Source organism: Kitasatospora sp. NPDC001660, from assembly GCF_053596725.1.
In genome coordinates this window covers 15,864-40,906 of record NZ_JBSFGU010000022.1, presented here as the reverse complement: position 1 = coordinate 40,906, position 25,043 = coordinate 15,864, and the positions used below count along the sequence as shown (strand labels likewise).

Below are 25,043 nucleotides of genomic sequence, written 5' to 3'. Positions count from 1 at the left end.
CCGCCCCCGCACCGCCTCCGGCCGCCCGCGAACGCCTCTGCGAAAGCCCCTTGTCAAGGCCCCTGTCAAGGCCTCTCCGGAGGCCTTCGCGACGAAGGTCTCCGTGAAGACCGTGAAGACCCCCACGAAGCTCCCCGCGACGGTGCCCCCTGAGGCCCCCGCTCACCCCAGCAGGCCGCCCATGTGGGCGTCCTCGGCGAGCAGCCGCCACGACCGCCCCGGTGCGAACGCCTCCGGATCGAGGGCCTCCAGCACGCCGTCCACAACGGTGCTCAGCAGCGACTGCGGGTCGAACGCCGCCCAGGTGCCGCGGCCCACGCCGTAGTCCCAGCGCTCCCACTCGGCACGCATGCGCTCGTACGTCCACAGCGAGTAGAGCAGGGCGGACAGGTCGCGGTTGAGGTACGCCTCGGGCTCGCCGTCGTCGTACCAGTCGGGCAGCTCCAGCCGGCCGGTCGCGCCGTCCAGCGCGATCATGAGATCCGTCGGCCAGTGCCCGAGCGCCACGAAGTCGCGCTGGTAGGGGCGCTCCTCCTCGCCGTCGAAGTACTCCGGGTACGCCTCGCCCATGGTCACCAGCGGCTCCTCGGACACCCCGAACATCGCCCCGCCCAGCGGCAGGCCGATCTCGGTCAGCAGCCGGCGCGTCGGCTCGTGCACGAGGCGCGGCGGCAGTTCCTCGGGGCGGTAGCGGTGCACCAGGCCCTCGTCCGTCAGCGTCGCGATCTCCGCCACCAGCTCCGCGCCGATCTCGTACGCGGGCCCGTCCGGGCCGCCCGGCAGTGCGCCCCAGCCCAGCACCCGAACCAGCAGCGCCGTGCCCCAGTGTGCGGGCGGGACGTCCGGCCGGCCGAACAGCCCGGGATCGAGCTCCCGCAGCCGTCGGTCGGTCGCCGCCATCACCTCGGCCACGACGGCCGGGCCGCGCCGCCCGCCCAGCGCGTCCGGTTGCCGGGCGGCCTCGGCCACCGACTCGACCTCCCGCACCAGCGCGGCCAGCGTGGGCAGGTCGGAGGCCAGGAGGTCCCGCTCCAGCCGCCCGCCGGAGGGCTTCGCGAGGAACACCTCGCCGGTCACACCGTCCAGCAGCACCGCGTTCCCGGAGCGAGCGAAGGGCGCGCAGTACTCCGTCTCGCCCAGCACGAACAGCCGCCCGGCCTCCAGCGCGCCGTGCGACGGATCCTGACGGCCGAGCGGCCCAGGCTCAAGCGGCTCCAGCTCTTCCAGCGGCCCGGCGCCGAACAGCCCGAAGTCCAGGAACGCCCCTGCCCGCGGCAGACTCTCCCGCGCCAGGAACTCCCGGCTCCCCGCGTGCACCACCCCGGCCGGCAACTCCCCGGCCATCACCAGCCCGTACCCCACGAGCCCACCACCCTCCCCGTACGACCCCTGACCACCCCGACCCTAACGGCCGCCCCCGACACCCTCGCACCGGGCCCGCGCTACGCCCGTGATCCGTCGTCCACGTTCCACTGCACCGGCAGATCGCCGTCGCAGAACACGCACACGAACCAGCCCTCGCGGACGGTGTTGTTGCGCAGGCAGCCCGGACAGCGCCGGAACACCACCTCGTGCGTGAACCCCTCGGGGCGCCGCACGCCGATCCGCTCCAACGCCGCCGCGACGGCAGGCCACGAGGCGACGTCCGGGCAGTAGCCGGTGGACTGGTTGCTGACCTCCTCGGCCGCCCAGCCGCCGCAACCACTGCAACCACTGCCACCGCGACCACTGCCGCAGACACCGCCGTCCCGCCCGAACCGGACCTCCCCGGCGCTCAGCACCAACTCGCCGCCCGCGCAGGCCACGTGCTCGCTGCGGCGCGGGGCGAGGCGCAGGAAGCCGGTGAGGTCGACGACGAAAGTGAACGGCTCCGCGAGCTCCGCCGCCGTCCGCTCGCCCGCCCAGGCGGCGAACTGCGCTTCCGTCCGGAACAGCCGGCCGCCAGGGCCGCCGCCGTTCCACAACCCGGGCGGTCCCACGTACCGGTACGCCCGCCCCGGACCGGCCGACACCTCCGCCGGGACGCCGTGGTCCCGCAACCGCAGGCCCAGGGCGGCCATCTCGGCGGCCGTCCCCGACAGGCCGAACTCGCGGAAATCGGTCAGCAGTTCACGCGCCCGCCCGAGCGGGACGCCCGGGTCCTTCCGGAAGGCCCGCAGCGTGGCCACCGCATCGACCGACGGCCCGACCGGCCGCAGCCGGGACGGCCCGTGCGCGGTCAGCAGCGCCTCCCGGACGGCCTCCGGCGCGGGATCCGGCCCCGCGTGCTCACAGCGGCTGGGGCTGTGATCGGTCGAGGTCGGGATCAACCGAGCCCGGCGGCGTCCCGCGCGGCGCGTTCCACGTGGGCGTGGTGGGCGGCCCACCAAGTGGCGTCGCCCGGAGCGGTGTTGGCGTCGGCAGGGCGTTGGCCGGTGGCGCCGTCGACGAGTTCGCGGACGAGGTCGGCGTGGCCGGCGTGGCGGTGGGTCTCGGAGATCATGTGGACCATGACCCGGTGCAGCGTCTGCTTCGACCGCGCGCCGAACGGCACTTGGCCGATCGCGTCGAGCGGAAGCGCCTCGATCGTCTCGTCGGCGTGCGCGCAGGCCCGGTGGTATCGCCCGACGACGTCCTCCGTGGTCTCGTCGGCCCGGGCCCAGAGGTCGGTGTTCGGCTCGGCGTCGCCGGTGATCCAGACCGGGGCGGGTTCGGGGAAGGGCCGGCCGAAGGTGGCGCCGAAGTAGAGCGCCTCGGCGCCGGTGAGGTGCTTGACGAGGCCGAGCAGGTTGGTGCCGGTCGGGGTGAGCGGGCGGCGGAGGTCGTACTCGCAGAGGCCGTCGAGCTTCCAGAGCAGGACGTCGCGGGCGTCCTGGAGGTAGATGCGGAGGTCGGTCTTGGGATCGGTGGCGGTCATGGGATCAGTCTGTGGAGCGTATGGGTACTGTCCACCGGTTTTCGCCGGGCGTCCGCCGTCCGTCGGGCGGCCCGCCGACGTGCTCTAACCTCACCGCATGGGCGTCGACATCACGGTCCTGGCGGTCGACTGGGGCCACCTCATGGACATCGCACCGCACGACCGGGCGGAGGTGCTCCAGGAAGCGGCGTACCCGGACGACGACGACCGCGTCGTCCACGCCGGCTGGGTGTGGTTCGCCGCGCCGGGCCCGTCGTGGCTGGGCCGGTTCGAGTTCGGCGGCACCCTCGGCTCGTACAGCCGCACTTCTCCGCCGCGCACGGCTGGGACCACGCCCGGGGCGCCGTCGGGGAGGGGCTGCGGGCGGCGCTGGACGACTTCCTCGGGGCCCTGATCTGGTGGGGGCGCGAGATCGAGACCGACACCGAGCACGTGGAGGCCGGAGTCTTCCCTCCCGGCGCCCCGTTCTGGCGGTCCGGTCCGCTGATCGCGTGGGGCCCGCGGGAAGCGGCGCGCCTGAACCGCCGCTGGCAGGAGGTCGCCACCGCCCTGCCCGAGCTGCGCGAGCCGTACGACCGCCACGCCGCCGACCCCGGCGGCTGGATCGAGGGATTCGACGACTTCGCGAGGCTGCTGTCCGGGTGGGCGGAAGTGCTCGGCGAGGCCGAACGGCGCGGGTGGGGAGTCGTCGGGCTCCCCATCTGACGCCTCACTACGCCTCACTGACGCCTCGCGCACCTGAGAGCTCCCGCGCGCGGCTCTCACCTCGCCTTTTGCGTGACATTGTCATGCTCTGACCAATGCAGAGCGTGACGGGCGGGACGGGTGATTCGGACTTGAATCTTTGCGAACGAATGTTCGATCCTGGGACTGTGCTCGTTTTCGAACCCGCTTTCGAATCCACCGTAGGGCGGCCCACGCTCCGACCGGTGGCGTCGACGGCTGCGCCGGCGGAGGCCCCGGCCGCCGAACGGGGGCTGCTGCCGGTGGTGCCCGCCCTCCGGGAGGTGCTGCCGGAGGGCGGGCTGCGACGGGGCACCGCCGTGTCCGTCGCGGGCGGGGACACCGGGCTTCTGCTCGCGCTCGCCGCCGGGGTGAAGGAGACCAGGGGCGGCTGGGCGGCGGCCGTCGGCCTGCCCGACCTGGGGCTCGCCGCGGCCGAGGGGTACGGGCTGGACCTGCGGCGACTGCTGGTCGCGGACGACCCGGGGCCGCACTGGGCCGAGGTGGTGTCGGTGCTGGCCGGCGCCGTCGAACTGGTCATGTTGCGCCCGGACGGACCCGTCCCGCCCCGGCTGGCCGCCCGCCTGGCGGCGGTGCTGCGGCGCAGCGGCTGCGTGCTGCTGGTGGCAGGGCCGTGGCCGGGGGCGGCACTGCGGCTGGGGGTGCGCTCCGGGCGCTGGTTCGGGCTGGGGGACGGGTACGGGCAGCTCGCCGGGCGGCAGGTGGAGGTGGTGGCCGAGGGCCGCGGCTCGGCCGTGCCCGGCCGGACCGCCCGCCTCTGGCTGCCGGACGAGCACGGCGCAGCCCGCCCGGTCGGGGAGGCGGTCGAGGAGAGGGCCGGGGAGGCCGGGGCGGCCGGGGAAACGAACGGGTTCGAAACCGGCGCGTTCGAAACCGGCACGTTCGACGCCTCCGAGCGCGCTCGCCACCTGCCGGTCGAGCCCGACGCGTGCGAACGCGTGCGCCGACTCCCCGCCGAGCCCGTCGCCGCCTACCGGGCTCCGGAGGCGGCCGAGCCCGCCGAGCGCGTGGCGGTGGTGTGAGATGGCGGACGGTGGTACGCCGCGCGTGCTGGTGGTCTGGTGCCCGGACTGGCCGGTGGTGGCCGTCACGGGTGACGACCCGGTGGCAGTGACCGAGGGCGGGCGGATCCTCGCGTGCTCGGCGGGTGCCCGGGCGGCCGGGGTGCGGCAGGGGCAGCGGCTCAAGCTGGCGCAGCGGCTCTGCCCGGCGCTGGAGCTGCGCGACCGGGACCCGGAGGCGGAGACGCGCCGGTTCGAGCCGGTGGTCGCGGCGGTGGCGGCGTTCACGCCCCGGGTGGAGGTGATCCGCCCGGGCCTGTGCGCCATTCCGGTGAAGGGGCCGGGCCGCTACTTCGGCGGCGAGGAGGCGCTGGCGTCGAAGGTCCGGACGGCGGTCGCGGCGGCCCTGGCCGAGGAACCGGTCCCGGACGCCGTCCCCGGCGGGGACGCGGAGCCCGCACGCCCGGACGGAGCTCCCGGGCCCTGCGCCGCCCCCCACGCCCAAGTCGGCGTGGCCGACGGCCTGTTCGCCGCCGTGCTGGCGGCCCGGGCCGGGGTGCTGGTGCCGGCCGGGCGGACGGCGGAGTTCCTCGCGCCGTACCCGGTGAGCGCGCTCGGCGACGAGGACCTGGCGGAGCTGCTGGGGCGGCTCGGGCTGCCGACCGTCGGGGCGTTCGCCGCGCTGCCGCCGGAGGCCGTCGCGGACCGGTTCGGCCCCACCGGGACGGCCGCGCACCGGCTGGCCCGGGGCCTCCACCCGCGCCCGCTGGTGCCGCGCGCGGAGGGGCCCGACCTGGCCGTCGAGCAGCACTTCGACCCGCCGCAGGCGCTGGCCGAGCCGCTGGTGTTCGTCGCCCGCACGCTGGCCGGGCAGTTGCACCAGCGGCTCGCCGAGGCGGGGCTGACCTGCCAGCGGGTGGCCGTCGAGGTGGCGTGTGCGGACGGCCGGACGGCGTCGCGCCTGTGGCGGCACGAGGGCCGGCTGTCGGCGACGGCGCTGGCCGAGCGGGTCCGCTGGCAGCTCCAGGCCTGGCAGAGCGCCGGCACCTTCGCGCCCGCACCCCGCCCCGACGACCCCGCCACGCCCGGATCGAGCACCGGCCCCCGAACCGGCGGTTCCGCCACCGGCCCCACCCGGACCGATGTCCCCTTGGCGACCGGCCCCCTGGGCGACGGCGCCGGTCCCGGGCGCGCTGGGGCTGATGGCCCCGCCACCGGCCGCACCCGGACCGATGCCCCAGACAACCCCGACGTCGGCTTCATCCTGCTCCGGCTCGTCCCCGACGGCCTGTCCCCGGACGAGGGGCGGCAGTTGGCGTTGTGGGGCCAGGCGGTCGCGGACGACCGGGTGGAGCGTGCGGTGGCCCGGGTGCAGGCGGTGCTCGGGCACGCCGGGCTGCGCCGGATCGAACCGGCGGGCGGGCGCGGACCGGACGAGCAGGCGGTCAGGGTGCCGTGGGGCGAGCCGTACGAGGCGGCGGCGCCGGCCGACGCACCGTGGCCCGGGCGGCTGCGGGACGTGTGGCCGGCCGTGGTGCTGCGGGAGCCGGTGCCGGTGCGGGTGCTGGACGAGGCCGGGCGGCCGGTGGTGGTGGACGGCCGGGCGGGGGTGTCGGCCCGACCGTCCGTGGTCGTGGTGCGGGGGCGGGCGGAGCGCGTGGACGGCTGGACCGGGCCGTGGCCGGCGGTCGAGTACTGGTGGGACCAGTCGCTCGCCCGCCGCCGCGCGCGGTTCCAGGTGGTGGTGGGCGACCGGGCGCTGCTGCTGACCGTGGAGGGGGGTGGGTGGTACCTGGAGGCCGGCTACGACTAGCGGCCCTTCGAACGTCACCCGAGTACGACCCGAGGGGGGCCGAGAGCACGAGAACGAAGGCAACCCCCGATGGGCTTCACCAGCCACCCCACCGTCCCCTGGAGCGAACTGCGGCGCCGTATGGCCGGCGGCGCGTCGGACAAGGTCGTTCCCCTGCACCGCCCCGTCCGGGACGGGGACGGCCCCCGTTCCGCGCCCCGGCCGCGCGAGCCCGGGGAGCCCTGGGCCGAACTGCACGTGCACTCCGCCTTCAGCTTCCTCGACGGCGCGAGCGACCCGGAGGACCTGGTCGCCGAGGCGCTGCGGCTGGGTGTGGAGACGCTGGCGCTCACCGACCACGACGGCCTCTACGGCGCGGTCCGGCTCGCGGTGGCCGCCCGGGGGACGGGCCTGGCCACCGCTTTCGGCGCCGAGCTGACGATCCGTCACGCTCCGGACCGCACCGAGCACCTGCTCATCCTCGCCCGCGACCCCGAGGGCTACCGCCGTCTCTCCGCCGCGATCGCCGCCGCCCAGATGGCCGGCGGGGCGAAGGGCCGCCCGGCGTACGACATGGAGGCGCTGGCCGAGGCGCACGGCGGCCACTGGGCGGTGCTCACCGGCTGCCGCCTCGGCCGCGTGCCCGCCGCACTCAACGGCATCGCCCTCAACAACACTGCTCTCAACGGCATCGCCCTCAACAACACTGCTCTCAACGGTGCCGCCCTCAACGGCACCACCGGGGCCGGCACCGCCCCCGACAGCGACGGGAGCCCCGCCCGTCAACTCCACACCCTCACCGAGCTGTTCGGCCGCGAGAACGTCCACGTCGAGCTGATCGACCAGCGCCTGCCCGGCGACGACCGGCGCAACGACGCCCTCGCCGCGCTCGCCGCCCGCCTGCGCCTGCCGGTCGTCGCGTCCACCAACGCCCACCACGCCGGCCCGGCCCAGGGCCGCCTCGCGCAGAGCCTCGCCGCGCTGCACGAGCGCCGGACCCTGCAGGACGCGGCCGGCTGGACGCAGGCGGCCGGCACCGCGCACCTGCGCTCGGGCCGGGAGATGGCCGCCCGGCTGGCCCGCTTCCCCGGTGCGCAGCGGGCGACCGTCGAGCTCGGCCGGGCCTGCGCCTTCGACTTCACCAAGCTGGACCCGGAGCTGCCGGGCTTCCCCGTCCCGGAGGGTGAGACCGAGATCGGCCACCTGCGCGCCCTGGTGGCGGCCGGCGGACCGGCCCGGTTCGGCCCGGTCAACGCCGCCGCCCGGCGCCAGCTCGCCAAGGAGCTGGACGTCATCGAGGACCTCGACCTGGCCGGCTACTTCCTGATCGTGCACGACATCGTCGACTTCTGCCGCCGCGAGGACATCTGGTGCCAGGGGCGCGGCTCGGCCGCCAATTCGGCGGTCTGCTTCGCCCTCGGGATCACCGCCGTCGACCCGATCCACTACAAGCTGCTGTTCGAGCGCTTCCTCTCCACCGCCCGGGACGGGCCGCCGGACATCGACCTGGACATCGAGAACCGCCGCCGCGAGGAGGTCATCCAGTACGTCTACCGCCGCTACGGCCGCGAGCACGCCGCCCAGGTGGCCAACGTGATCACCTACCGGCCCCGGCTGGCGATCCGCGACGCGGCCCGGGTGCTCGGCTACCCGCAGGGGCAGGTGGACGCGTTCAGCCGGCAGACCGACTTCCGCTCGGCGCCCGGCGCGGACGCCGTCGTCCCCGCCGACGTGCTGTCACTGGCCGGGCAACTCCACGGCCTGCCACGTCACTTGGGCATCCACTCGGGCGGCATGGTGCTCACCAAGGAGCCGATCGGCCAGATCTGCCCGACCGAGTGGGCCCGGATGCCCGGGCGTTCCGTCCTGCAGTGGGACAAGGAGTCGACGGCCGGGGCCGGGCTGGTGAAGATCGACCTGCTCGGCCTCGGCATGCTCGCCGCGCTGCACGACGCCTGCGACCTGGTCGCGCGGCACCACGGCCTGCGCTACGACTTGGCGTCCATCCCGGACGACGACAAGGGTGTGTACGCGATGCTGCGGCGGGCCGACACCGTCGGGGTGTTCCAGGTCGAGTCGCGGGCACAGATGGCGACGCTGCCCCGGCTCAAACCGGACCACTTCTACGACCTGGTGGTCGAGGTCGCGCTGATCCGCCCCGGCCCGATCCAGGGCGGCTCCGTCCACCCGTACCTGCGCCGCCGGGCCGGCGTCGAACCGGCGGGCTGCCCGCACCCGTTGATGGAGAACGCGCTCGGCAAGACGCTCGGGGTGCCGCTGTTCCAGGAGCAGATGATGCAACTCGCCGTCGACTGCGCGGGGTTCACCCCCGCCGAGGCGGACCGGTTGCGCCAGGCGATGGGCGCGAAGCGCTCGCACGAGCGGGTCGCCCGGCTGCGGATGAGGCTGCTGGGCGGGATGGCGGAGCGCGGCATCCCGCCCGAGGTCGCCGAGGACGTCTACGGCAAGATCGAGGCGTTCTCCAGCTACGGCTTCCCGGAGAGCCACGCGATCAGCTTCGCCTACCTGGTGTACGCGAGCGCCTGGCTCAAGTACCACTTCCCGGCGGCCTTCACCTGTGCTCTGCTGGCCAACCAGCCGATGGGCTTCTACTCGCCGCTCAGCCTGGTCTCGGACGCCCGGCGGCACGGCGTCCGGGTGCGCGGGGTGGACGTCAACGCGAGCGGCGCGCGGCCCACCCTGGAGCCGTACCGGGGGCCGACGCCGAAGCCGCCGCTGACGGCGGGCCGTCCGCAGCCGGCGATCCGGCTCGGGCTGGAGACCGTCCGCGGCATCGGCTCCCCGCAGGCCGAGGCGATCGCGGCCGGACAGCCGTACGCGGACCTGGAGGACTTCGCCCGACGCACCGGCCTGCCCGCGCCCGTCCTGGAGGCGCTGGCGACGGCCGGCGCGTTCGACTGCTTCGGCCTGACGAGGCGTCAGGCACTTTGGGCGGCAGGTGCGTTCGCCGGGATCTCGGCCGAACTCCTGCCCGGCACCACGCCGGGCACCGAGGCGCCGTCGCTGCCCGGCATGAGCCCCGTCGAGGAGACCATCGCCGACCTGTGGGCCACCGGCACCTCGGCCACCAGCCACCCGCTCCAGCACCTGCGCGCCCACCTGGAGCGCGGCGGCGCGCTCTCTGCCGCCCAACTCCCGGACGTCCCACCGGGGACGGCGGTGGTGGTCGGCGGCCTGGTCACCCACCGGCAGCGGCCGCCGACGGCCGGCGGGGTGCTGTTCCTCAGCCTGGAGGACGAGACCGGCCTGATCAACGTGATCTGCAACCGCCCGGTCTGGGAGTCCCAGCGCCGCACCGCCCTCGACCGGGCCGGCCTGCTCGTCCACGGCCACATCGAACGCGACCGCGGCGCCACCAACCTGATCGCCACCCGGCTCACCCCGCTGCGGATCGGGCTCTGAGCCCTTGGACCACTCAGCCGGGGCAGCGCACGAGCCCGCTCAGGTCCAGGTCGAAGTCGAACGGATCGGGGATGCGCATGCCGTCACCGAACTCCCGGTCGTGCCGCACGTGGTAGCGGTCGCGGTTCGGTTCGGAGAACGTGCCGCTCGTAGAAGCTCATGATGCCTCCTCCGGTATGTGCATTCGGCGGACCCGCAGTCTATGCATGTGCCCGGCCGACGCCGTTCAGGCGCCGGAGGCCGGCCGGCGCCCCTTGCCCGGGGCTCCGGCGAAGACCTGGGCGATGGGGAGCCACGCGGTGGCGGTCGGGCCGGTGGCGGTGAGGGCGAGGTCGTCGTGGTGGCGGCGCTGGGTGACCAGGAGGCAGAAGTCCAGCGCCGGGCCGCGCACCACGTCGGCGGCGTCGGCCGGCCCGAAGGTCCACACCGTGCCGTCGGGGGCGGTCAGTTCGAGGCGGACCGGGTTCTGCGGGGCGGGCTGCCCGTGCAGGGTGAAGGCGAAGCCGAGGGTGCGCAGCCCCAGGTGGGCGATGTGCCGCAGCCGTGCCGTGGGCTCGCGGGTGACCCCGAGCGCGTCGGCGACGTCCTGGCCGTGCGCCCAGGTCTCCATCAGTCGGGCGGTGGCCATCGAGGCGGGCTTCATCGGCGGGCCGAACCACGGCAGCTTGACGTCGGCCGGGGTGGCGGCCAGTGCGGCCTGCACCTCGTCGCGTCCGGTGCGCCAGCGGGCGAGCAGGGCGGCGGGCTCCTCGACGGCGCCCGCGGCCGCGCCCTCGTCGACCGGGTCCCGGCCGGCCGCGAGGAGTTCGCCGAAGACGGCGGCGGCCTCCGCGGTGAACGCCTCGCCGTCGTGGGCGGCGCGGACGGTCCAGTCGTCGGTCCAGGCGAGGTGGGCGATCTGGTGCGCGACCGTCCAGCCCTCGGCGGGTGTGGGCCGGGCCCACCCGGCCGCCGGCAGGCCGGCCACCAGCGCGTCCAGGACGGCGCTCTCCGCGCGCAGGTCGGCCAGCAGGCCGGAGAGCACATTCGGGTTGGTCATCGGCTTCCCCTCTTCCTCAGTTCTCCGGGCGGGCGCACTACTCGCCGGTAATCCCGCGCCGCACCCTACGCCGCGCCCGTCCCCCGCGCCCGCGACTCCGAGGAATACGCACGTCAGGACTCTCGCCACCGGCCGCGCCGCGTGTGACAATCGCGCGATGACGAGGGCTGACGACCCCATCTCCCCGGCGGACGACGTCGACGTGCGCGCCGCCGAGCTGGTCCGGGACGCCGTGCTCGGCGACCTGGCCCGCCGGGTGGTGGCCGAGTGCGGCGCCGACGTCGGCCTGGTCGGCGTGCCGGAGCCCCGGCCGGCCGGAGCCGGGGACGGCGACGGTGACGGCATGGTGCTGCGCCACTGGGCCGGCACGCGCGCGACCCTGCTGCACGACCTCGCCGTCCCGGCCGGCCTCGGCCTCGGCGGCCGGGCCCTCGCCGAACGCGTGCCCACCTGGGTGCCGGACTACCGTGCGGCGACGACCATTTCGCACCACTACGACGCGGCCGTCACCGCCGAGGACCTGTACGCGATGCTCACCGTTCCGCTCCTGTACGGCGGCACCGTGCACGGCGTGGTGTACGCCTCGCTGCGCGCCGTCGTGCCGTTCGGGGACGTCAGGATCGGCGCCGTCGGCGACCTGGCCGCGGCCGCCACCCGGGCGCTCGCGGGGGCGGCCGCGTGGAGCACGCCCCCGCCGTCCCCGCCGTCCCCGCCGCCCCCGTCGGCCCTGCAGCCCCCACGGCCCCCGTCGCCTCCGCAGCCCGCGCCGTCGCGGAGGGCGGTACCGCCGCTGACCCCGCGCGAGCACGAGGTGCTGCGCTGGGCGGCGACCGGCCGGACGAACCCGGAGATCGCCGCCCGGCTCGGCCTCACCCGCAACACCGTGACGGGCTACCTGAAGGCCGCCATGCACAAGCTCGGTGTCCGCAACCGCACCGAACTCGCGCTGGCCGCACGGGAGTCCGGGCTGGTCGGTTGACCGGCCGGCTCAGTTGACGTTCCGCGCCCGGCCGCTCCAGTACGGCTCGCGCAGCCGGAACTTCTGCAGCTTCCCGGTGGCGGTGCGCGGCAGCTCGTCCCGGAACTCCACCGAGGTGGGCGACTTGTAGCCGGCCAGCCGCTGCTTGCAGTGCCCGATCAGCTCGGCCGCGGTGATGCCGCCGTGCCCCTCCCGGAGCACCACCAACGCCTTGACGGTCTCGCCCCACTTCTCGTCCGGCACCCCGATCACCGCGGCCTCGGCCACCGCCGGGTGGGCGTACAGGCAGTCCTCCACCTCGATCGAGGAGACGTTCTCCCCGCCGCTGATGATGACGTCCTTCTTCCGGTCCGAGATGGTGAGGTAGCCGTCGGTGAGGGTGCCGCCGTCCCCGGTGTGGAACCAGCCGTCCCGCAGTGCCTCGTCCGTCGCCTCGGGCTGCCGCCAGTAGCCGTCCAGGACGGTGTTGGAGCGCACGAGCACCTCGCCGGACGGGTCGACCCGCAGCTGCGTGCCGAGCGACGGGGCGCCGGCCTGCACCAGCTTCTCCGCCCGTTCGCCGGCGGGCAGGGCGTCCCACTCGGCGCGCGTGCGGTTGACGGTGACCACCGGGGACGTCTCGGTCAGGCCGTAGAGCTGCATGAACTCCCAGCCCAGCTCCGCCTCGACACGCTCGACGACGGAGGTCGGCGGCGGGGCGCCGGCCACGATCATCCGCACCCGGTCGCGTCCGGGCACCGGTCCGTCCCAGCCGGCCGCCGCGTTCAGCACCATCTGGACGACCGCGGGCGCGCCGCACAGGAAGGTCACGCCGTGCCGGTCGATGCGGCGCAGGATCTCGGCGCCGTCCACCTTGCGCAGCACGACGTGCTGCGCGCCCAGGCCGGTGAGCACGAACGGCAGCCCCCAGCCGTTGGCGTGGAACATCGGCAGGGTGTGCAGGTAGACGTCCCGGTCGCGCGCGCCGTAGTGCAGGCCCATGGTCGTCGCGTTCAGCCAGATGTTGCGGTGGGTGAGCTGAACACCCTTGGGGCGGGCGGTGGTTCCGCTGGTGTAGTTGATGGTGGCGGTGTCGTTCTCGGAGATCGCGTACCGGCGGGGGGAGTTGCCGAAGTCGTAGAGCAGCGCGTCGCTGTCGGCGCCGATCACGAACTTGTGCTTGGCCACCACCCCGTCCAGCGCGTCGGCGAGTTCGGGGTCGACCAGCAGGACGGACGCGCCGCTCTGCTCGACGATGTACGACACCTCCTCGGCCTTGAGCCGGAAGTTCACCGGCACCAGCACCCGGCCGTACCCGCTCACCCCGAAGAAGGAGGTCAGCAGCCGGGCGGAGTTGTGCGACACGATCGCGACCCGCTCGCCCGGCCCGACGCCGAGCCGGTCCAGCCCGGCGGCCTGGGCCCGGGCCAGCTCGGCGACCCGGCGGTAGCTCAGCTCGCCCCAGGAGGCGGCCGGCTGCACCGGCTCGTCGACGATTCCGACCCGGTCGCCGTAGACCAGCTCGGCCCGGTCGAGGAAGTCCATCACGGAGAGTGGAATCTGCATGCGCCCACTGTCCTCTCCGGACCGCCCCCTGCACACCCCCGATCGGGGGTGTCACCCGTCCAAGGGCCCGCCCGCCGCGAGGTCCGAAATCGCTGCGCCCGCAGTCGCTGCGCCCGCCGCCTCCAGGGCGGCGAGCAGCCGGTCCCGGGCCTCGGTCTGGGCGGCGATCCGGCGCTCCAGCACGGCCAGCCGCTCGCGGGCGATGCCGAGCGCCCGCGCGGACGGCCGCTTCGCCATGACGTCGCCGTCCAGGCAGCCCAGCAGTGGCCGGAGGTCCTCCAGGGTGAGCCCGGCGTCGACCAGCGCGCGGATGTTGCGCACCCGGACGGCGTCGGCCTCCCCGTACTCGCGGTAGCCGTTCGGTGCGCGCTCGGCGGTGATCAGCCCGGCCTGCTCGTAGTGCCGCAGCGCGCGGGCCGTCGTGCCCGTCAGCTTCGCCAGTTCCCCGATCCGCACCGCGTACCGCCCCCCGCCCTGCCCGCTCCGCGCCCTGCTCGCTCCGCGCCCTGCCCGCCCGGAGCCCTGCCCGCTCCGCGCCCGGCAGGTCATCCCACGAGCGCGCCCCCGTCGACCGACAACACTACGCCGGTGACGAACGACGCCTGCGGGGCGGCCAGTTGCGTGATCGCCCAGGCCACCTCCTCCGGCCTGCCGATCCGGCCCAGCGGCGTGTGCGCGATCTGCCACTGCCGGACGGCCGCGCGCTGCTCGGGACCGAACGCCGCGTGGTCGGCGATCGGCGTGTCGATCGCCCCGGGCGCCACCGCCACCACGCGGATGCCGCGCGGGGCCAGTTCCACCGCCCAGCTGCGGGTCACCGTCTCCAGCGCGGCCTTGCTCGCCGCGTACACCGCGCCGGACGGCCAGCCGCGCTGTCCGACGGCGGTGCTGACGTTGACCACCACGCCCCGGCTCCCGGCGAGCGCAGGCACCGCGGCCTGCCCGAGCAGGACCGGGGCGACCAGGTTGGTGGACAGCAGCGCCTCGACGCCCGCCCGGTCGTAGTTGCCGATGCCCTGCCCGCTTTGCACGATCCCGGCGTTGTTGACCAGCACGTCCAGCCGCCCGTACCGCTCCAGCGCCGCCGCGACGATCGCCTCCGGCGCGCCCGGCCCGGTGATGTCGGCGGCCAGCGGCTCGATCAGCCCCGGGTAGGCGGCGGTCTCCGCGAGCGGTTCCGGCCGCCGCCCGACCGCGACCACTCGCGCACCCTGCGCGGCGAACGCCCGCGCCGTCTCCCGTCCGATCCCCGTCCCGGCCCCGGTGACGAGGACGACCCGCTGCTCCACGACGTCCCGCTGTTCCACGACGTCCCGCTGCTCCACCACGTCCTCGATGTCCATGCCGTCAGCCTCCGACCCTGACGCCAGCGGCAAGGTCAAGCGCCGGCTGTCGGAGGAGATCGGCAGAATGCCCGGCATGGCAGAGAACGAGACCGCAGCGCGCATCGAGGACACCCCGCTCGCCGCCTGGGCCGCCGAGCACGGCCTGACGGTGGTGCACCGGGGGGTGGTCCCGTCCAGCGTCCGGGAGGCGGGGCTGGGAGGGCCTCCGGTGATCGCCACCACCGCCCGCCCGATGGCCGACGGCCTGCTGCTGCGGCCGTTCGAGGACGCGGACGCCCCCGCGCTGATCGAGGTCTACCGGGACGAGACGCTGCGCCGCTTCACCCGCATACCGGTGGACGACGCCGACGAGGCCGCGCGCTGGCTGGACGCGCAGTACCGCGGCTGGTCGGAGGGCTCCCGCTACAGCTTCGCCGTCCTGGACGCGGACGAACTGGTCGCCAACGTGGTGCTCAAGCGCGGCACCCCGGGCGGCGAGGCCGCCGAGGTCGGCTACTGGACGGCCGCCGCCGCCCGCGGCCGGGGCGTCGCGCCGCGCGCGGTGGAGGCGCTGACGGCCTGGGCGTTCGCCGCGTTCGCCGACGAGGGCCTGGCCCGGATCGACCTGCTGCACCAGGTGGACAACGTCGCCTCCTGCCGGGTGGCGGAGAAGAGCGGGTACGCGTTCCAGGAGGTGCTGACGGCCCGCCCGCCGGAGTTCCCGCTCGACGGCCACCGGCACTCCCGCAATCGGCTGGACGGAGTCGAACGGACCGGGTCACAGTAGGGCGCATGGCTTCTCTGGTACGACACGTGACGATCGATTGCGCGGACCCGTACGCCCTCGCGGGCTTCTGGGCGGGGGTGCTGGACGGCACCGTCGGCGAGGACGACAACCCGGGCGACCCGGAGGCGGCGGTGGAGTCCGCGGGGGCTTCGCTGCTGTTCATCCGGGTGCCGGACGGCAAGGCGGTGAAGAACCGCGTCCACCTGGACCTCCAGCCGCAGGACCGCTCCCGCGAGGAGGAGGTCGAGCGTCTGCTGGCCCTTGGCGCGACCCTCGTCGACGACCGCCGCACCCCCGACGGCCGCGGCTGGGCCGTCCTGTCCGACCCCGAGGGCAACGAGTTCTGCGTCGAGCGCAGCCACGCCGAACGCGTCGCCACCGGCGACGCCTGATGCGGGTCGAGGGTGGTTCCAGGCCGTGCGCGCGGCCTGGAACCACCCTCGGTCAGCTGCTCATCGCCGGGGAAGTGGCGGTGGTCAGCCCGGGATCTGGCCGTTGCAGGTGTTCATCCACGAGCCCATCTGGTTCTGGGTGCCGTAGTCGCCGGAGTGGTGCGCGGCGAGGTAGACGTTGTAGATGTCGGCCTTGATGTCGCCGCCGGTGATCGGACCGACCTGGCCGTCCTGCTGGATGCCCTTCGAGCCCTGGTAGGCGACCACCGCGTTGTAGGTCAGCTGGCCGAACTGGCTGTCCGGGTCCAGGCCGGCGTTGTCGAGGTAGTTCATCGCGGTCTGGACGCACCACACCGGCTGGCCGCTGCTGCCCCACTGGATCGTGGAGGCGGCGCTGGCCGTGCCGACGGCCAGGCCGAGCGCGGCGCCGGCGCCGAGGGTGAGGGTGGCGGCGCGAAGTGCCCACTTCTTCTGCATGTGGAGTCTCCTCAATCGCACAAGTCGCATGGGTGACGGGAACGTTGTCGTGTCGCTCCCGTCGCATTCGATCGTGCGCCGTCGCGTCGGTGCGGACCAGGCCTTCCGGCGGGTTGGCCGAAAGCCCGCGAGGCGGCGGGGTGTTCCCCTGCCGGATCGATTCACGTCAGGCCGCCGGACGCCGACCGGCCGATCGGTCGGTGAACTTCGACACTGATCGACGTATTGGCCTGGCGCCATCCTTAGTCTTTACCCACCGCCCGGGCGGAACCGCCGCGCAGCGGAATTCCGGCCTCCGCCCGGACTGTCGCGCCACCTGCGGGCTGATCGGTTGGCCGATAATCGTCGATGCCTGACGACGCGTCAGAATCCCCCGCATCGCCACCGAACGGACAGGCAGGTACCCCATGGCCACAATCGCCGTGATCGGCGCAAACGGCACAATCGGCAGCGCCGTCGTCGCGGAGGCGACGGCGCGCGGACACGAGGTTGCGGCGGTGGTGCGCGATCCGGACCGGTACCGGGGGGACGCGGCGGTCGTCGAGCGCGGCGACGTGCTGGACCCGGCGGACGTGGCCCGGGTGGCGGCCGGCCGGGACGTCCTGGTGAGCGCCGTCGGCGGCGGCGACGGGCCGGGGCACGTCGCGCTCATCGAGCCCGCCGCCCGGGCGCTGGTCGAGGGCCTGCGTGCGCTCGGCGGCGACGCGCCGCGGCTGATCGCGGTCGGTGGGGCGGGCAGCCTGGAGACCGCGCCGGGCGTGCGGCTCTGGGACGCCCCGGGGCTGCCGGAGCCGATCCTGCAGATCATGCACGCGCACGGCGAGGCCCTCGACTACTACCGGACGGTCTCCGACGTCCGCTGGACGGTGCTCAGCCCGGCCGCCGAGATCGGCCCGGGGGAGCGGACCGGCCGCTACCGGACGGGTCTGGAGCAGCTGCTCACCGATGCGGCCGGCCGCAGCCGGATCTCGGTGCCGGACTACGCGGTCGCCGTGGTCGACGAGATCGAGCAGCCCGAGCACATCGGCGAGCGCTTCACCTGCTGCGCGCTCTGAGACCTTCGCCCGCGAAGCCCCTGCCCGGAGCCCCCGTCCGGAGCCCTTGTCCGAATATGCCTATCCGACCTGGATCGAGCGCTTGGCGAGCCCCATCCAGAAGCCGTCGATCACGCTGCGCTGGCTGTCGAGGTCGGCCTCGCCGGCACCGAGAGTGACGAACAACGGCGCGAAGTGCTCGGTGCGCGGGTGGGCCAGCCGTCCGGCCGGGGCCTTGCGCTCGAAGTCCAGCAGCGCGTCGAGGTCGCGCGCCGCGAGCGCGCGCCGGCCCCAGTCGTCGAACTCGGCCATCACCGAGCCGACCCGCCCGTCGCGGCTGAGCGCCCGCAGGTTGTGGGTGAAGAAGCCGCTGCCGACGATCAGCACGCCCTCGTCCCGCAGCGGGGCGAGCCGGCGGCCGATCTCCATCAGCCGCTGCGGGTCGAGCGTGGGCAGGGAGACCTGGAGGACGGGGACGTCCGCCTCGGGGTACATCTCGACGAGCGGGACATAGGCGCCGTGGTCGAGCCCGCGGTCCGGGATGTCCTGGACAGGCGTGCCGGGGGCGCGCAGCAGCTTGCGCACGCGATCGGCGAGCTCCGGTGCGCCCGGCGCGGCGTACTGCACCCGGTAGTAGTGCTCGGGGAAGCCCCAGAAGTCGTAGACCAGCGGCACGGTGTTGACGGCGCCGAGCGCGAGCGGGGCCTCCTCCCAGTGCGCGGAGACCATCAGGATCGCCTTGGGGCGGGGCAGGCCGGCCGACCAGGCGGCGAGCTGGCCGGGCCAGATCGGGTCGTCGGCGAGCGGCGGCGCGCCGTGCGAGAGGTACAGGGCGGGCATGCGCTCGGGGGCCGCGGTGCTCATGGCGACTTCCTCAAGGAGGGGGTGTTCCGGGGTGGGGCCGGGGCGTTCCGGGTGAACGGCGAGGTAGTTCAATTTTGAACCTCCAGGAACCGACGGTACACCTTCGTTCGAATTTGAACAACAGGAGTAGGCTGAGCCCCATGTCCGCATCCCGTGAACCCCGCTGGCTCGACGAGCACGAGATGGCCGCCTGGCGGGGTTTCGTCGTCGCGAGCAACCTGCTCAACCGTCGCCTGGAGCGCCAGCTCAAGGAGGACTCCGGCCTCTCGCACACCCAGTACGAGATCCTGGTGCACCTCTCCGCCGCCCCGGCCGGCTCGCTGCGGATGACCGAGCTGGCCGAGAAGCTGGTCACCTCCAAGAGCGGCCTCACCTACCAGGTCACCCAGCTTGAGCGGATGGGTCTGGTCGGCCGCCGCTCCTGCCCGAGCGACGTGCGCGGCGTGATGGCCGAGCTCACCGACCAGGGGCGCGAGGCGGTTCGCCAGGCCGCGCCCGGCCATGTCGCCCTGGTTCGCGAACTGCTGATCGACGTGCTCACCCGTGAGCAGCTCGCCGTCCTCGCGGAGGGATTGGGTGAGGTCAGCGCCCGGCTGCGGCCGGACGACGTGCCGTAGCCGCCGGGCCGCGGCTCGAAGCCGGAACCGGAGCCGGAGCCGACCGCGTGCGCTCGCCGGGCGCGGCGCCCGCGTGGATCAGGTCGAGCAGGTCGTGCCGCACCTGGAGGTCGGTGGAACTGATGCCGGTGACCGGGTGGTCGAGGAGGCTGGGCGGGTCCACCGGCTGACGGCTCAGGCCGTCGCGAGCGAGACCTCGGTCGACTTGATCAGGGCCACGACCGGCGAGCCGGGCGCGAGGCCCAGGTCGGCGGCGGCGTCGGCGGTGATCGCGGCGGTCAGCGCGCCGCCCGCGACGTCGACCTTGACCCCGGCCATCGCGCCGCCGGCGGCCACCTCGGTGACCGTGCCGGGGATCTGGTTGCGGATGCTCAGCCCGGCGACCGGGCCGGTGGCCAGGGCGACCTCGGTGGACTTCACCAGGGCCCGGACGGAGCTGCCCGCGCCCAGCCCGAGGTCCTTGACGGCGTCCACGGTCACCGCGGCGGTGAGCTCCTGACCGGAGGAGAGGCGGACCTTGACGGTGGCCATCACCTCACCGGTGGTGACGGAGCTGACGGTGCCGGGCAGCTGGTTGCGGATGCTGAGGCTCATGAGAGGTGCCTTCCGATCGTGTTCCGCGACGGGAACGAGGGATGCTGGAACACCGAGACTGGGGCCGTGCCCACCCTCACCCTACCGACCAGGAAACCGCAGGTCAGGCAGGGTTTGACGGTCCCTCCGGAGGCGTATCGCAGCCGCCAGGGCGACTGCTCCCGAGGCCTCGCATCCGCTGGCCCCGGCCCGGGTCCGACATGCGGACCCGGGCCGGGAGCGACGGCGTTCCGTCACATGACCTGCCTGTGTCACGGCGGAGCATCATCGCTGGTCGCAGGGGGTGCAGGCAACGCGCCGAAACCACTCGCCCGACGCCCGTTTCCATGCCAACATGCCGCATATGGGGACGATCCTGCACGGCACCCTCGTCACGCTCAGGCCCGCCACCGGGGACGACATCCCGGCCCTGGCGGCGATCCGCGGCACGCCCGAGGTCTACGCCCGCTGGCGCGGCGGGGAGGACCTCGCGGACGAGGTCGCCACCGACCTCGAATCGCCCGACACCGAGACCCTCGCCGTCGAGCTGGGCGGCAAGGTGGTCGGCGCCATCCAGTGGTACGCGAACAACGACGACGACTACCGCCACGCCGGCATGGACCTCTACCTCGACCCGGGGGTGCACGGCCTCGGCCTCGGCACCGACGCGGTCCGCACCCTCGCCCGGCACCTCCTGCGCGACCACCACTACCACCGCCTGATCATCGACCCGGCCGCCGACAACGCCGCCGCGATCCGCTGCTACGAGAAGGTCGGCTTCCGGCCGGTCGGCACCATGCGCCGCTACGAGCGCGGGCCGGACGGCACCTGGCACGACAACCTGTTGATGGACCTGCTGGCGGAAGAGCTCGTCGACGGCTGACGGGTCGTTCGGCCGTCAACTGGCGGTGGTGCGGCGGCAGGAGGCGCAAGGATGTACGGACATCTCGTCGTACATCTGGTCAGGGCTGTACAGACATCTCGCGTTCTTCCCGATGTACTGGGCAGTAGCTAGCGTTCCGCTGCCATCCCCGAGCGGTCGTGACCCTGTGCCCGCCGGGATCCGCAGGGTAGACGAATCCCCAGGAGAACGCCCATGCTCTCGCGTCGCACGGCCACCGCCCTCACCTCGGCGGTCGCCGCCGCACTGCTGCTCGGCGGCACCGCCCCGACGGCCGTCGCCGACACCCAGGCGGCCCCCACCGCGCTGTCCGTCTTCGCCTTCAACGTCGACCTCGGCACCGCCGTCGTCGACAGCACCCAGAACGAGCAGGCCGCCCGCCGCACCCCGGTCATCGAGCAGATCGTCCGTCAGCACAACGCGGACGTCGTCATCCTGGACGAGCAGTTCAACAACAGCTCGACCGCCGACATCAACGCCAAGCTCGCCGACCTGTACCCCTACCGCACCCCGGTGGTTGGCCAGACCTGCTCCGGCGGCGGCTGGACCGGCATCAGCGGCAACTGCTCCAGCTCGTGGTTCGTCATCAACGGCGGCACGATGATCCTCTCCAAGTACCCGATCACCGCCCAGTACGCCCACGTCTTCAGCAACTCGACCTACGGCACCTGGGACTACCACGCCAACAAGGGTGCCGCGCTCGTCCGGGTGAACAAGAACGGCTCCACCGCGTGGGTCGTCGGCACCCACCTCCAGGCCGACGAGTCGGACACCTCCACCGACACCACCCAGGCCACCCGGCTCGGCCAGCTCGGCGAGATCCGCAGCTGGGTCAACGGCATCGCCGGCACCGGCGCGCCGGTCCTGATCGGCGGCGACCTCAACGTCGAGTACTTCCACGGCCAGGCCCGCGGCGACTACGCCAACGCCCAGTACGCGGTGGACGGTGTCCTCGGCACCCCGGCCACCGACCCGAACCAGACGCTGAACACCATGGACTGCACGGTCTCCGCCTGGTGCCAGTACATGTCCGGCGTCGAGACCTTCCCGAAGGACTACCGGGACGACCTCGACTACATCGGCTACCTCAACGCCCCCGGCCGCCCGGTACCCGCCTCGATGTCCACCGTGCGGATCGACATCGACCCGCAGCAGGGCTGGATCTCCGGCCAGTCGGACACCAACGCGCCCAGCGACCACTACCCGGTCGAGGCCACCTTCCAGTTGAACTGACACGCCAACCGCCTCTGCCCGTACGGTGGTTGCCCCACCGGTCGCCGTGCGGGCTCAGGGCCCCCAGGTCGGGCCGGACGGGTTCGGGCAGCCGCAGGAGCGGCGCAGCACCAGCCGGGCCGGGAAGGTGCGTGTGCCGGTGGCCCGCCCCTCGGCACCGCCGAGCACCAGGTCCACCGCGGCCCGGGCCATGCCGTCCTGTGCGGTCTCGACGGTGGTCAGTGCCGGGCCGGCGATCACCGCCTCCGCGATGTCGTCGAACCCGGCCACCGCGAGCTCCTCCGGGACCCGGATCCCCAGGTCGTCGGCGGCCCGCAGCAGGCCGATCGCCTGGTCGTCCGTCGCGCAGAACACGGCGGCCGGGCGATCCGGCCGGGCCAGCAGCCTGAGCGCCTCGGCGTGCGCGCGCACCCGGTCGAACGGCGCGGGGACGAGCCGGCCCTCGGTCGGGAGCCCCGCCGCGGCCAGCGCGGCGGCCCACCCGGCGGTGCGCCCGGAGACCGGGTCGGCCGGGCTCAGGGCGAAGGTGCCGCCGAAGCAGTGCACCTCGGCGTGGCCGTGGCCGAGCAGGTGGCGGACCACCTCGGCGGCGCCGCCCTCGTCGTCCGCGACCACGGCCACGCCGCGGGACGTCTCGGCGCGGTGGTGCAGGAGCACGACGGGCGTGCCGTCGGTCGCGTCGAAGCCGCTCACGCCGGGGCCGGCCGGGTCCTGGGTGACCAGGATCAGGCCGTCCACCTGCATGCCGAGGAACGCGCGGATGTAGTGCGCCTCACGCTCGTCCGCGTAGTCCGAGTTGCCGATCAGCAGCAGCCGGCCGCGCTCGGCGGCGGCCTGCTCGACCTGGTGGGCGAGGCCGGCGAAGAACGGCTGGCGGGCGTCCGGGACGACCATTCCGATCAGGTCGGTCCGCTGCCGCGCCATGGCCTGGGCGACCCGGTTGGGCCGGTATCCCAGCTCCTCCACCACCGCGAGCACCTTCGCGCGCGTGGCCGGTGCCACCGGACGCGGCCCGTTGTTGATCACATAACTCACGACGGCCGTGGACGTCCCCGCCGCCCTCGCCACATCGTCCCGCGTCACCCTCGCCATGCCAGCGAGCCTACACATCACCTCCGACAGTCCCGTTTCCCGTGATCGCGGGCTGCGTGCCCGCCCGGTCAGCCTGACGATGTGGCGACGATCGCGGCGCTGCGCGAGACGAGCATCGTGATCGCCGCACTGATCGCCACGGCGGTGTTCCGCGAGCGCCCGGGCCGGCTGCGGCTGACGGCCGGCGTCACCGTGCTGGCCGGGATCGTGGTGCTGGAGCTGGCCCGGTGAGGGGCGGGCCGGCCCCTCACCGGGGCCCGTTCGATCAGTCGGCCGCCGGGGCGTCGTCCGGCACGAGCACGGTCAGCGCTGTCTGCGCCAGGGTGAAGCCGAGCCGCTCGTACACCCGGCGGGCCGGGTTGCCCTCGGTCACCGTCAACTGCACCTCGGTGAGCCCGCGTTCGGCGGTGCCCGCGACCGCCCGGCGCAGCAGGTCGGCGCCGAGGCCGGGGTAGCCGTGCTCGGGGTGGCGGAAGACTTCGGCCACCCAGGGCACGCCACCCCGGTCGGTGAGCACGGCGCCGCCCGCCACCCGGTCGTCGGCGTCCACGGCGAGCAGGCTGGAGGGCAGCACGGGCCCGATGGCCCGGCCGGCGAGCAGCGGGACGAGCCGCTCGGCCAGCGCCTGCCGGTCGTCGCCCGCGAAGCGGTCCACGTGGCCGGGGCCGAAGGCGGCCCGCCAGGCCTCGAACAGCTCCTCGGGCGCGCGGTCGCAGGGTGCGGCCCGCAGGCCGCCGCGCAGCGGCGCGCCCGCCCAGTCGGCGGGCGGCGGGTCGGCGACCAGGTCGCGCCGGAGGGTGTGGGCGTGCCGCAGCACGGTGGCGCCCCGGTCCAGCAACTGCCGCCCGAGCTCGGCGGATCCGGAGACCACCCACCCGCGCAACTCGGTGCGGACGAAGTCCGCCGGGTCCACCCGCGTCGTCGCCGGGCCGCCGCCGTCGAGGACTTCGAGCAGGTCGGCCCAGGGGCGCCCCTCCCGCTCGCCCCGCCGGTACCGCACCACCGGCACCCCGTCGGAGGTCCGCCCGATCACCCAGTCCGTCTGCGCCACGCCTGCCCCGTCGTCGGATCGTTCGCGTCCCGCCCATGCTCGGCGAGATCGGCTCCTCGGGGCAACCGGATCTCCGAAGGACGGATCGTCAGGAGATCACGGCCGCGCGGACGCACAGTACGTCGGGCAGGTGCGACTTGAGCAGCGTCCAGTTCTCGCCCTCGTCGTGGCTGCCGTACACGTCGCCGGTCCGGTTGCCGAAGTAGATGCCGGCCGGGTCGGCGTCGTCGGTGCGCAGGGCGTCGCGCAGCACGATGCCGTAGTGGTCCTCGCCCGGCAGGCCGTTGGCGAGCGGCTGCCAGCTGTCGCCGGCGTCCTCGGTGCGGAAGACGCGACAGCGGCGGCCGGGCGGGATGCGGTCGTCGGCGCCGCCGAGCGGGAACAGGTAGGCGGTGTCGCCGCGCCGCGGGTGCGCGGCGATGGCGAAGCCGAACTCGGCGGGCAGCCCGTCGACGATCGGCCGCCAGCTGCCGCCCCAGTCATCGCTGCGGTAGACGCCGCCGTGGTTCTGCAGGTAGAGGCGGTCGGGGTGGACCGGGTCCGGGGCGATCTTGTGGACGCACTGGCCGAACTCGGGGTACTGGCTCTCCACGGGGAAGAACTCGGCGCGCAGGCCGGTGTTGGACGGTTCCCAGCTGTCACCGCCGTCCTTGCTGCGGTAGACGCCGCCACTGGAGACGGCGACCAGGAGCCGCTGCGGGTCGCGCGGGTCGGTGAGGATGGTGTGCAGGCCCTGGCCGCCGTAGCCGGCGCCCCACTGGGAGCGCTGCGGGTGGTTCCACAGCGCCTCGACGAGGGCGAAGGTCTCGCCGCCGTCCTCGGAGCGGAACAGCGCGGCCGGTTCGGTGCCCGCGTACACGACGCCAGGGGCCTCGGGCCCGGCGGGCTGGAGCTGCCAGACCCGCGTGAGCGAGGCACCGGTGTCCTCCGGGAAGCGGATCGCGGGCTTCGGGGGCTCGTACCAGGTGGTGCCGAGGTCGTCGGAGCGCCAGACCGACGGGCCCCAGTGGCTGCTGTCGGCGCCGACCAGCAGCCGGGCGCGGCCCTCGCGGCGGTCGACGGAGACGGAGTAGATCGCGTTCATCCGGAAGTGCGGCCCGCTGAACTCCCAGTTCAGCCGGTCGCGGCTGCGGCCGAGAAAGAGGCCCTTCTCGGTTCCGACGGCCAACAGCACCTCGGTCATGCCACACCACCTGGTCACGAGAAACCGCCCCCCGGGACGTCCCCCGACTGCCAGTCTCCCGCCGTCCACCCAAGGTCACATCTCGCCGCGCCGGA

Annotated in this window: 26 protein-coding genes; 13 read left to right on the top strand and 13 right to left on the bottom strand. The window is 74.3% G+C overall.

The features are described from left to right. Positions 1–162: 162 nt before the first annotated feature. The 3 genes from ACWCXH_RS23240 to ACWCXH_RS23230 form a co-directional block, all read right to left on the bottom strand. The gene (locus tag ACWCXH_RS23240) at positions 163–1,362 is read right to left on the bottom strand and encodes an SUKH-4 family immunity protein (protein WP_449803370.1); all 1,200 of its coding nucleotides are present in this window, start codon (positions 1,360–1,362) and stop codon (positions 163–165) included. 80 nt (positions 1,363–1,442) lie between these two features. Next, the gene (locus tag ACWCXH_RS23235) at positions 1,443–2,060 is read right to left on the bottom strand and encodes a hypothetical protein (RefSeq protein ID WP_449803451.1); all 618 of its coding nucleotides are present in this window, start codon (positions 2,058–2,060) and stop codon (positions 1,443–1,445) included. A gap of 245 nt (positions 2,061–2,305) precedes the next feature. Continuing rightward, the gene (locus ACWCXH_RS23230; RefSeq protein ID WP_449803369.1) at positions 2,306–2,896 is read right to left on the bottom strand and encodes a DinB family protein; all 591 of its coding nucleotides are present in this window, start codon (positions 2,894–2,896) and stop codon (positions 2,306–2,308) included. Between the two features lie 97 nt (positions 2,897–2,993). On the opposite strand from ACWCXH_RS23230, the gene ACWCXH_RS23225 reads away from it, so the two are divergent. The 5 genes from ACWCXH_RS23225 to ACWCXH_RS23205 all read left to right on the top strand — a co-directional run bounded on the left by ACWCXH_RS23225 (position 2,994) and on the right by ACWCXH_RS23205 (position 9,856). After that, positions 2,994–3,290 carry a hypothetical protein gene (locus tag ACWCXH_RS23225; RefSeq protein WP_449803368.1) on the top strand — a complete coding sequence of 99 codons (297 nt, stop codon included), beginning with the start codon at positions 2,994–2,996 and terminating at the stop codon, positions 3,288–3,290. Between the two features lie 38 nt (positions 3,291–3,328). After that, positions 3,329–3,601: a hypothetical protein gene (locus ACWCXH_RS23220; RefSeq protein WP_449803367.1), complete on the top strand. Its 273-nt coding sequence runs from the start codon at positions 3,329–3,331 to the stop codon at positions 3,599–3,601. A gap of 224 nt (positions 3,602–3,825) precedes the next feature. Continuing rightward, complete coding sequence (locus ACWCXH_RS23215; RefSeq protein ID WP_449803366.1) at positions 3,826–4,662, top strand: hypothetical protein; 837 nt, start codon at positions 3,826–3,828, stop codon at positions 4,660–4,662. 1 nt (position 4,663) lies between these two features. Continuing rightward, positions 4,664–6,454, top strand: a complete 1,791-nt coding sequence (locus ACWCXH_RS23210) for a Y-family DNA polymerase (RefSeq protein ID WP_449803365.1) — start codon at positions 4,664–4,666, stop codon at positions 6,452–6,454. 69 nt (positions 6,455–6,523) lie between these two features. Beyond that, positions 6,524–9,856 carry an error-prone DNA polymerase gene (locus ACWCXH_RS23205; RefSeq protein WP_449803364.1) on the top strand — a complete coding sequence of 1,111 codons (3,333 nt, stop codon included), beginning with the start codon at positions 6,524–6,526 and terminating at the stop codon, positions 9,854–9,856. A 226-nt stretch (positions 9,857–10,082) separates the two neighbouring features. Here the strand turns inward: ACWCXH_RS23205 and ACWCXH_RS23200 are convergent, their stop codons facing one another. Then, complete coding sequence (locus ACWCXH_RS23200) at positions 10,083–10,895, bottom strand: TIGR03084 family metal-binding protein (RefSeq protein WP_449803363.1); 813 nt, start codon at positions 10,893–10,895, stop codon at positions 10,083–10,085. A gap of 157 nt (positions 10,896–11,052) precedes the next feature. Here ACWCXH_RS23200 and ACWCXH_RS23195 point away from each other — a divergent pair, with 157 nt between their 5' ends. Continuing rightward, positions 11,053–11,874, top strand: coding sequence for a LuxR C-terminal-related transcriptional regulator (locus ACWCXH_RS23195; protein WP_449803362.1), 822 nt, complete (start codon positions 11,053–11,055; stop codon positions 11,872–11,874). A 9-nt stretch (positions 11,875–11,883) separates the two neighbouring features. On the opposite strand, the gene ACWCXH_RS23190 is transcribed toward ACWCXH_RS23195, so the two are convergent. The 3 genes from ACWCXH_RS23190 to ACWCXH_RS23180 all read right to left on the bottom strand — a co-directional run bounded on the left by ACWCXH_RS23190 (position 11,884) and on the right by ACWCXH_RS23180 (position 14,762). Beyond that, a complete protein-coding gene (locus ACWCXH_RS23190) occupies positions 11,884–13,419 on the bottom strand; it encodes an AMP-binding protein (protein WP_449803361.1) in 1,536 nt (511 codons plus the stop codon). Between the two features lie 51 nt (positions 13,420–13,470). Continuing rightward, a complete protein-coding gene (locus ACWCXH_RS23185; RefSeq protein WP_449803360.1) occupies positions 13,471–13,875 on the bottom strand; it encodes a MerR family transcriptional regulator in 405 nt (134 codons plus the stop codon). A gap of 89 nt (positions 13,876–13,964) precedes the next feature. Continuing rightward, positions 13,965–14,762: an SDR family NAD(P)-dependent oxidoreductase gene (locus ACWCXH_RS23180; protein WP_449803359.1), complete on the bottom strand. Its 798-nt coding sequence runs from the start codon at positions 14,760–14,762 to the stop codon at positions 13,965–13,967. Between the two features lie 76 nt (positions 14,763–14,838). Here ACWCXH_RS23180 and ACWCXH_RS23175 point away from each other — a divergent pair, with 76 nt between their 5' ends. Together ACWCXH_RS23175 and ACWCXH_RS23170 are read left to right on the top strand one after the other, a co-directional pair. Then, positions 14,839–15,531 (top strand): GNAT family N-acetyltransferase, encoded by a 693-nt coding sequence (locus tag ACWCXH_RS23175; protein WP_449803358.1) that lies wholly within the window; start codon positions 14,839–14,841, stop codon positions 15,529–15,531. Positions 15,532–15,536: 5 nt separating this feature from the next. After that, positions 15,537–15,923 (top strand): VOC family protein, encoded by a 387-nt coding sequence (locus ACWCXH_RS23170; protein ID WP_449803357.1) that lies wholly within the window; start codon positions 15,537–15,539, stop codon positions 15,921–15,923. Between the two features lie 84 nt (positions 15,924–16,007). On the opposite strand, the gene ACWCXH_RS23165 is transcribed toward ACWCXH_RS23170, so the two are convergent. Further along, the gene (locus ACWCXH_RS23165) at positions 16,008–16,400 is read right to left on the bottom strand and encodes a peptidoglycan-binding domain-containing protein (protein WP_449803356.1); all 393 of its coding nucleotides are present in this window, start codon (positions 16,398–16,400) and stop codon (positions 16,008–16,010) included. 407 nt (positions 16,401–16,807) lie between these two features. Between ACWCXH_RS23165 and ACWCXH_RS23160 the strand changes: the two genes are divergently transcribed. After that, positions 16,808–17,455 carry an NAD(P)-dependent oxidoreductase gene (locus tag ACWCXH_RS23160; protein ID WP_449803355.1) on the top strand — a complete coding sequence of 216 codons (648 nt, stop codon included), beginning with the start codon at positions 16,808–16,810 and terminating at the stop codon, positions 17,453–17,455. A gap of 60 nt (positions 17,456–17,515) precedes the next feature. Here ACWCXH_RS23160 and ACWCXH_RS23155 read toward each other — a convergent pair whose 3' ends face one another. Then, a complete protein-coding gene (locus tag ACWCXH_RS23155; RefSeq protein ID WP_449803354.1) occupies positions 17,516–18,298 on the bottom strand; it encodes a dioxygenase family protein in 783 nt (260 codons plus the stop codon). Positions 18,299–18,438: 140 nt separating this feature from the next. Here ACWCXH_RS23155 and ACWCXH_RS23150 point away from each other — a divergent pair, with 140 nt between their 5' ends. Then, entirely contained in the window at positions 18,439–18,915 is a 477-nt protein-coding gene (locus ACWCXH_RS23150) for a MarR family winged helix-turn-helix transcriptional regulator (protein WP_449803353.1), read from the top strand. A gap of 174 nt (positions 18,916–19,089) precedes the next feature. Here ACWCXH_RS23150 and ACWCXH_RS23145 read toward each other — a convergent pair whose 3' ends face one another. Continuing rightward, positions 19,090–19,509 (bottom strand): TOBE domain-containing protein, encoded by a 420-nt coding sequence (locus ACWCXH_RS23145; protein WP_449803352.1) that lies wholly within the window; start codon positions 19,507–19,509, stop codon positions 19,090–19,092. 343 nt (positions 19,510–19,852) lie between these two features. Between ACWCXH_RS23145 and ACWCXH_RS23140 the strand changes: the two genes are divergently transcribed. Both ACWCXH_RS23140 and ACWCXH_RS23135 read left to right on the top strand, forming a co-directional pair. Then, positions 19,853–20,371, top strand: a complete 519-nt coding sequence (locus tag ACWCXH_RS23140) for a GNAT family N-acetyltransferase (RefSeq protein WP_449803351.1) — start codon at positions 19,853–19,855, stop codon at positions 20,369–20,371. Positions 20,372–20,584: 213 nt separating this feature from the next. Next, on the top strand, positions 20,585–21,622 hold the full coding sequence (locus ACWCXH_RS23135; RefSeq protein ID WP_449803350.1) for a sphingomyelin phosphodiesterase: 1,038 nt from the start codon (positions 20,585–20,587) through the stop codon (positions 21,620–21,622). 54 nt (positions 21,623–21,676) lie between these two features. Here ACWCXH_RS23135 and ACWCXH_RS23130 read toward each other — a convergent pair whose 3' ends face one another. Continuing rightward, entirely contained in the window at positions 21,677–22,714 is a 1,038-nt protein-coding gene (locus tag ACWCXH_RS23130; RefSeq protein ID WP_449803349.1) for a LacI family DNA-binding transcriptional regulator, read from the bottom strand. An 81-nt stretch (positions 22,715–22,795) separates the two neighbouring features. Between ACWCXH_RS23130 and ACWCXH_RS23125 the strand changes: the two genes are divergently transcribed. Further along, complete coding sequence (locus tag ACWCXH_RS23125) at positions 22,796–22,945, top strand: hypothetical protein (RefSeq protein WP_449803348.1); 150 nt, start codon at positions 22,796–22,798, stop codon at positions 22,943–22,945. A gap of 34 nt (positions 22,946–22,979) precedes the next feature. Here ACWCXH_RS23125 and ACWCXH_RS23120 read toward each other — a convergent pair whose 3' ends face one another. Together ACWCXH_RS23120 and ACWCXH_RS23115 are read right to left on the bottom strand one after the other, a co-directional pair. Further along, positions 22,980–23,765, bottom strand: a complete 786-nt coding sequence (locus tag ACWCXH_RS23120) for a GNAT family N-acetyltransferase (RefSeq protein WP_449803347.1) — start codon at positions 23,763–23,765, stop codon at positions 22,980–22,982. An 88-nt stretch (positions 23,766–23,853) separates the two neighbouring features. Continuing rightward, on the bottom strand, positions 23,854–24,948 hold the full coding sequence (locus ACWCXH_RS23115; protein ID WP_449803346.1) for a WD40/YVTN/BNR-like repeat-containing protein: 1,095 nt from the start codon (positions 24,946–24,948) through the stop codon (positions 23,854–23,856). Positions 24,949–25,043: the final 95 nt, after the last annotated feature.

Bases quoted from the DNA above. Each gene is read 5' to 3' on its own strand.
- ACWCXH_RS23235 (WP_449803451.1), bottom strand. From the start codon at position 2,060: ATGGCCGCCCTGGGCCTGCGGTTGCGGGACCACGGCGTCCCGGCGGAG.
- ACWCXH_RS23230 (WP_449803369.1), bottom strand. From the start codon at position 2,896: ATGACCGCCACCGATCCCAAGACCGACCTCCGCATCTACCTCCAGGAC.
- ACWCXH_RS23225 (WP_449803368.1), top strand. From the start codon at position 2,994: ATGGGCGTCGACATCACGGTCCTGGCGGTCGACTGGGGCCACCTCATG.
- ACWCXH_RS23210 (WP_449803365.1), top strand. From the start codon at position 4,664: ATGGCGGACGGTGGTACGCCGCGCGTGCTGGTGGTCTGGTGCCCGGAC.
- ACWCXH_RS23205 (WP_449803364.1), top strand. From the start codon at position 6,524: ATGGGCTTCACCAGCCACCCCACCGTCCCCTGGAGCGAACTGCGGCGC.
- ACWCXH_RS23200 (WP_449803363.1), bottom strand. From the start codon at position 10,895: ATGACCAACCCGAATGTGCTCTCCGGCCTGCTGGCCGACCTGCGCGCG.
- ACWCXH_RS23195 (WP_449803362.1), top strand. From the start codon at position 11,053: ATGACGAGGGCTGACGACCCCATCTCCCCGGCGGACGACGTCGACGTG.
- ACWCXH_RS23190 (WP_449803361.1), bottom strand. From the start codon at position 13,419: ATGCAGATTCCACTCTCCGTGATGGACTTCCTCGACCGGGCCGAGCTG.
- ACWCXH_RS23180 (WP_449803359.1), bottom strand. From the start codon at position 14,762: ATGGACATCGAGGACGTGGTGGAGCAGCGGGACGTCGTGGAACAGCGG.
- ACWCXH_RS23175 (WP_449803358.1), top strand. From the start codon at position 14,839: ATGGCAGAGAACGAGACCGCAGCGCGCATCGAGGACACCCCGCTCGCC.
- ACWCXH_RS23170 (WP_449803357.1), top strand. From the start codon at position 15,537: ATGGCTTCTCTGGTACGACACGTGACGATCGATTGCGCGGACCCGTAC.
- ACWCXH_RS23165 (WP_449803356.1), bottom strand. From the start codon at position 16,400: ATGCAGAAGAAGTGGGCACTTCGCGCCGCCACCCTCACCCTCGGCGCC.
- ACWCXH_RS23160 (WP_449803355.1), top strand. From the start codon at position 16,808: ATGGCCACAATCGCCGTGATCGGCGCAAACGGCACAATCGGCAGCGCC.
- ACWCXH_RS23155 (WP_449803354.1), bottom strand. From the start codon at position 18,298: ATGAGCACCGCGGCCCCCGAGCGCATGCCCGCCCTGTACCTCTCGCAC.
- ACWCXH_RS23150 (WP_449803353.1), top strand. From the start codon at position 18,439: ATGTCCGCATCCCGTGAACCCCGCTGGCTCGACGAGCACGAGATGGCC.
- ACWCXH_RS23145 (WP_449803352.1), bottom strand. From the start codon at position 19,509: ATGAGCCTCAGCATCCGCAACCAGCTGCCCGGCACCGTCAGCTCCGTC.
- ACWCXH_RS23140 (WP_449803351.1), top strand. From the start codon at position 19,853: ATGGGGACGATCCTGCACGGCACCCTCGTCACGCTCAGGCCCGCCACC.
- ACWCXH_RS23135 (WP_449803350.1), top strand. From the start codon at position 20,585: ATGCTCTCGCGTCGCACGGCCACCGCCCTCACCTCGGCGGTCGCCGCC.
- ACWCXH_RS23130 (WP_449803349.1), bottom strand. From the start codon at position 22,714: ATGGCGAGGGTGACGCGGGACGATGTGGCGAGGGCGGCGGGGACGTCC.
- ACWCXH_RS23115 (WP_449803346.1), bottom strand. From the start codon at position 24,948: ATGACCGAGGTGCTGTTGGCCGTCGGAACCGAGAAGGGCCTCTTTCTC.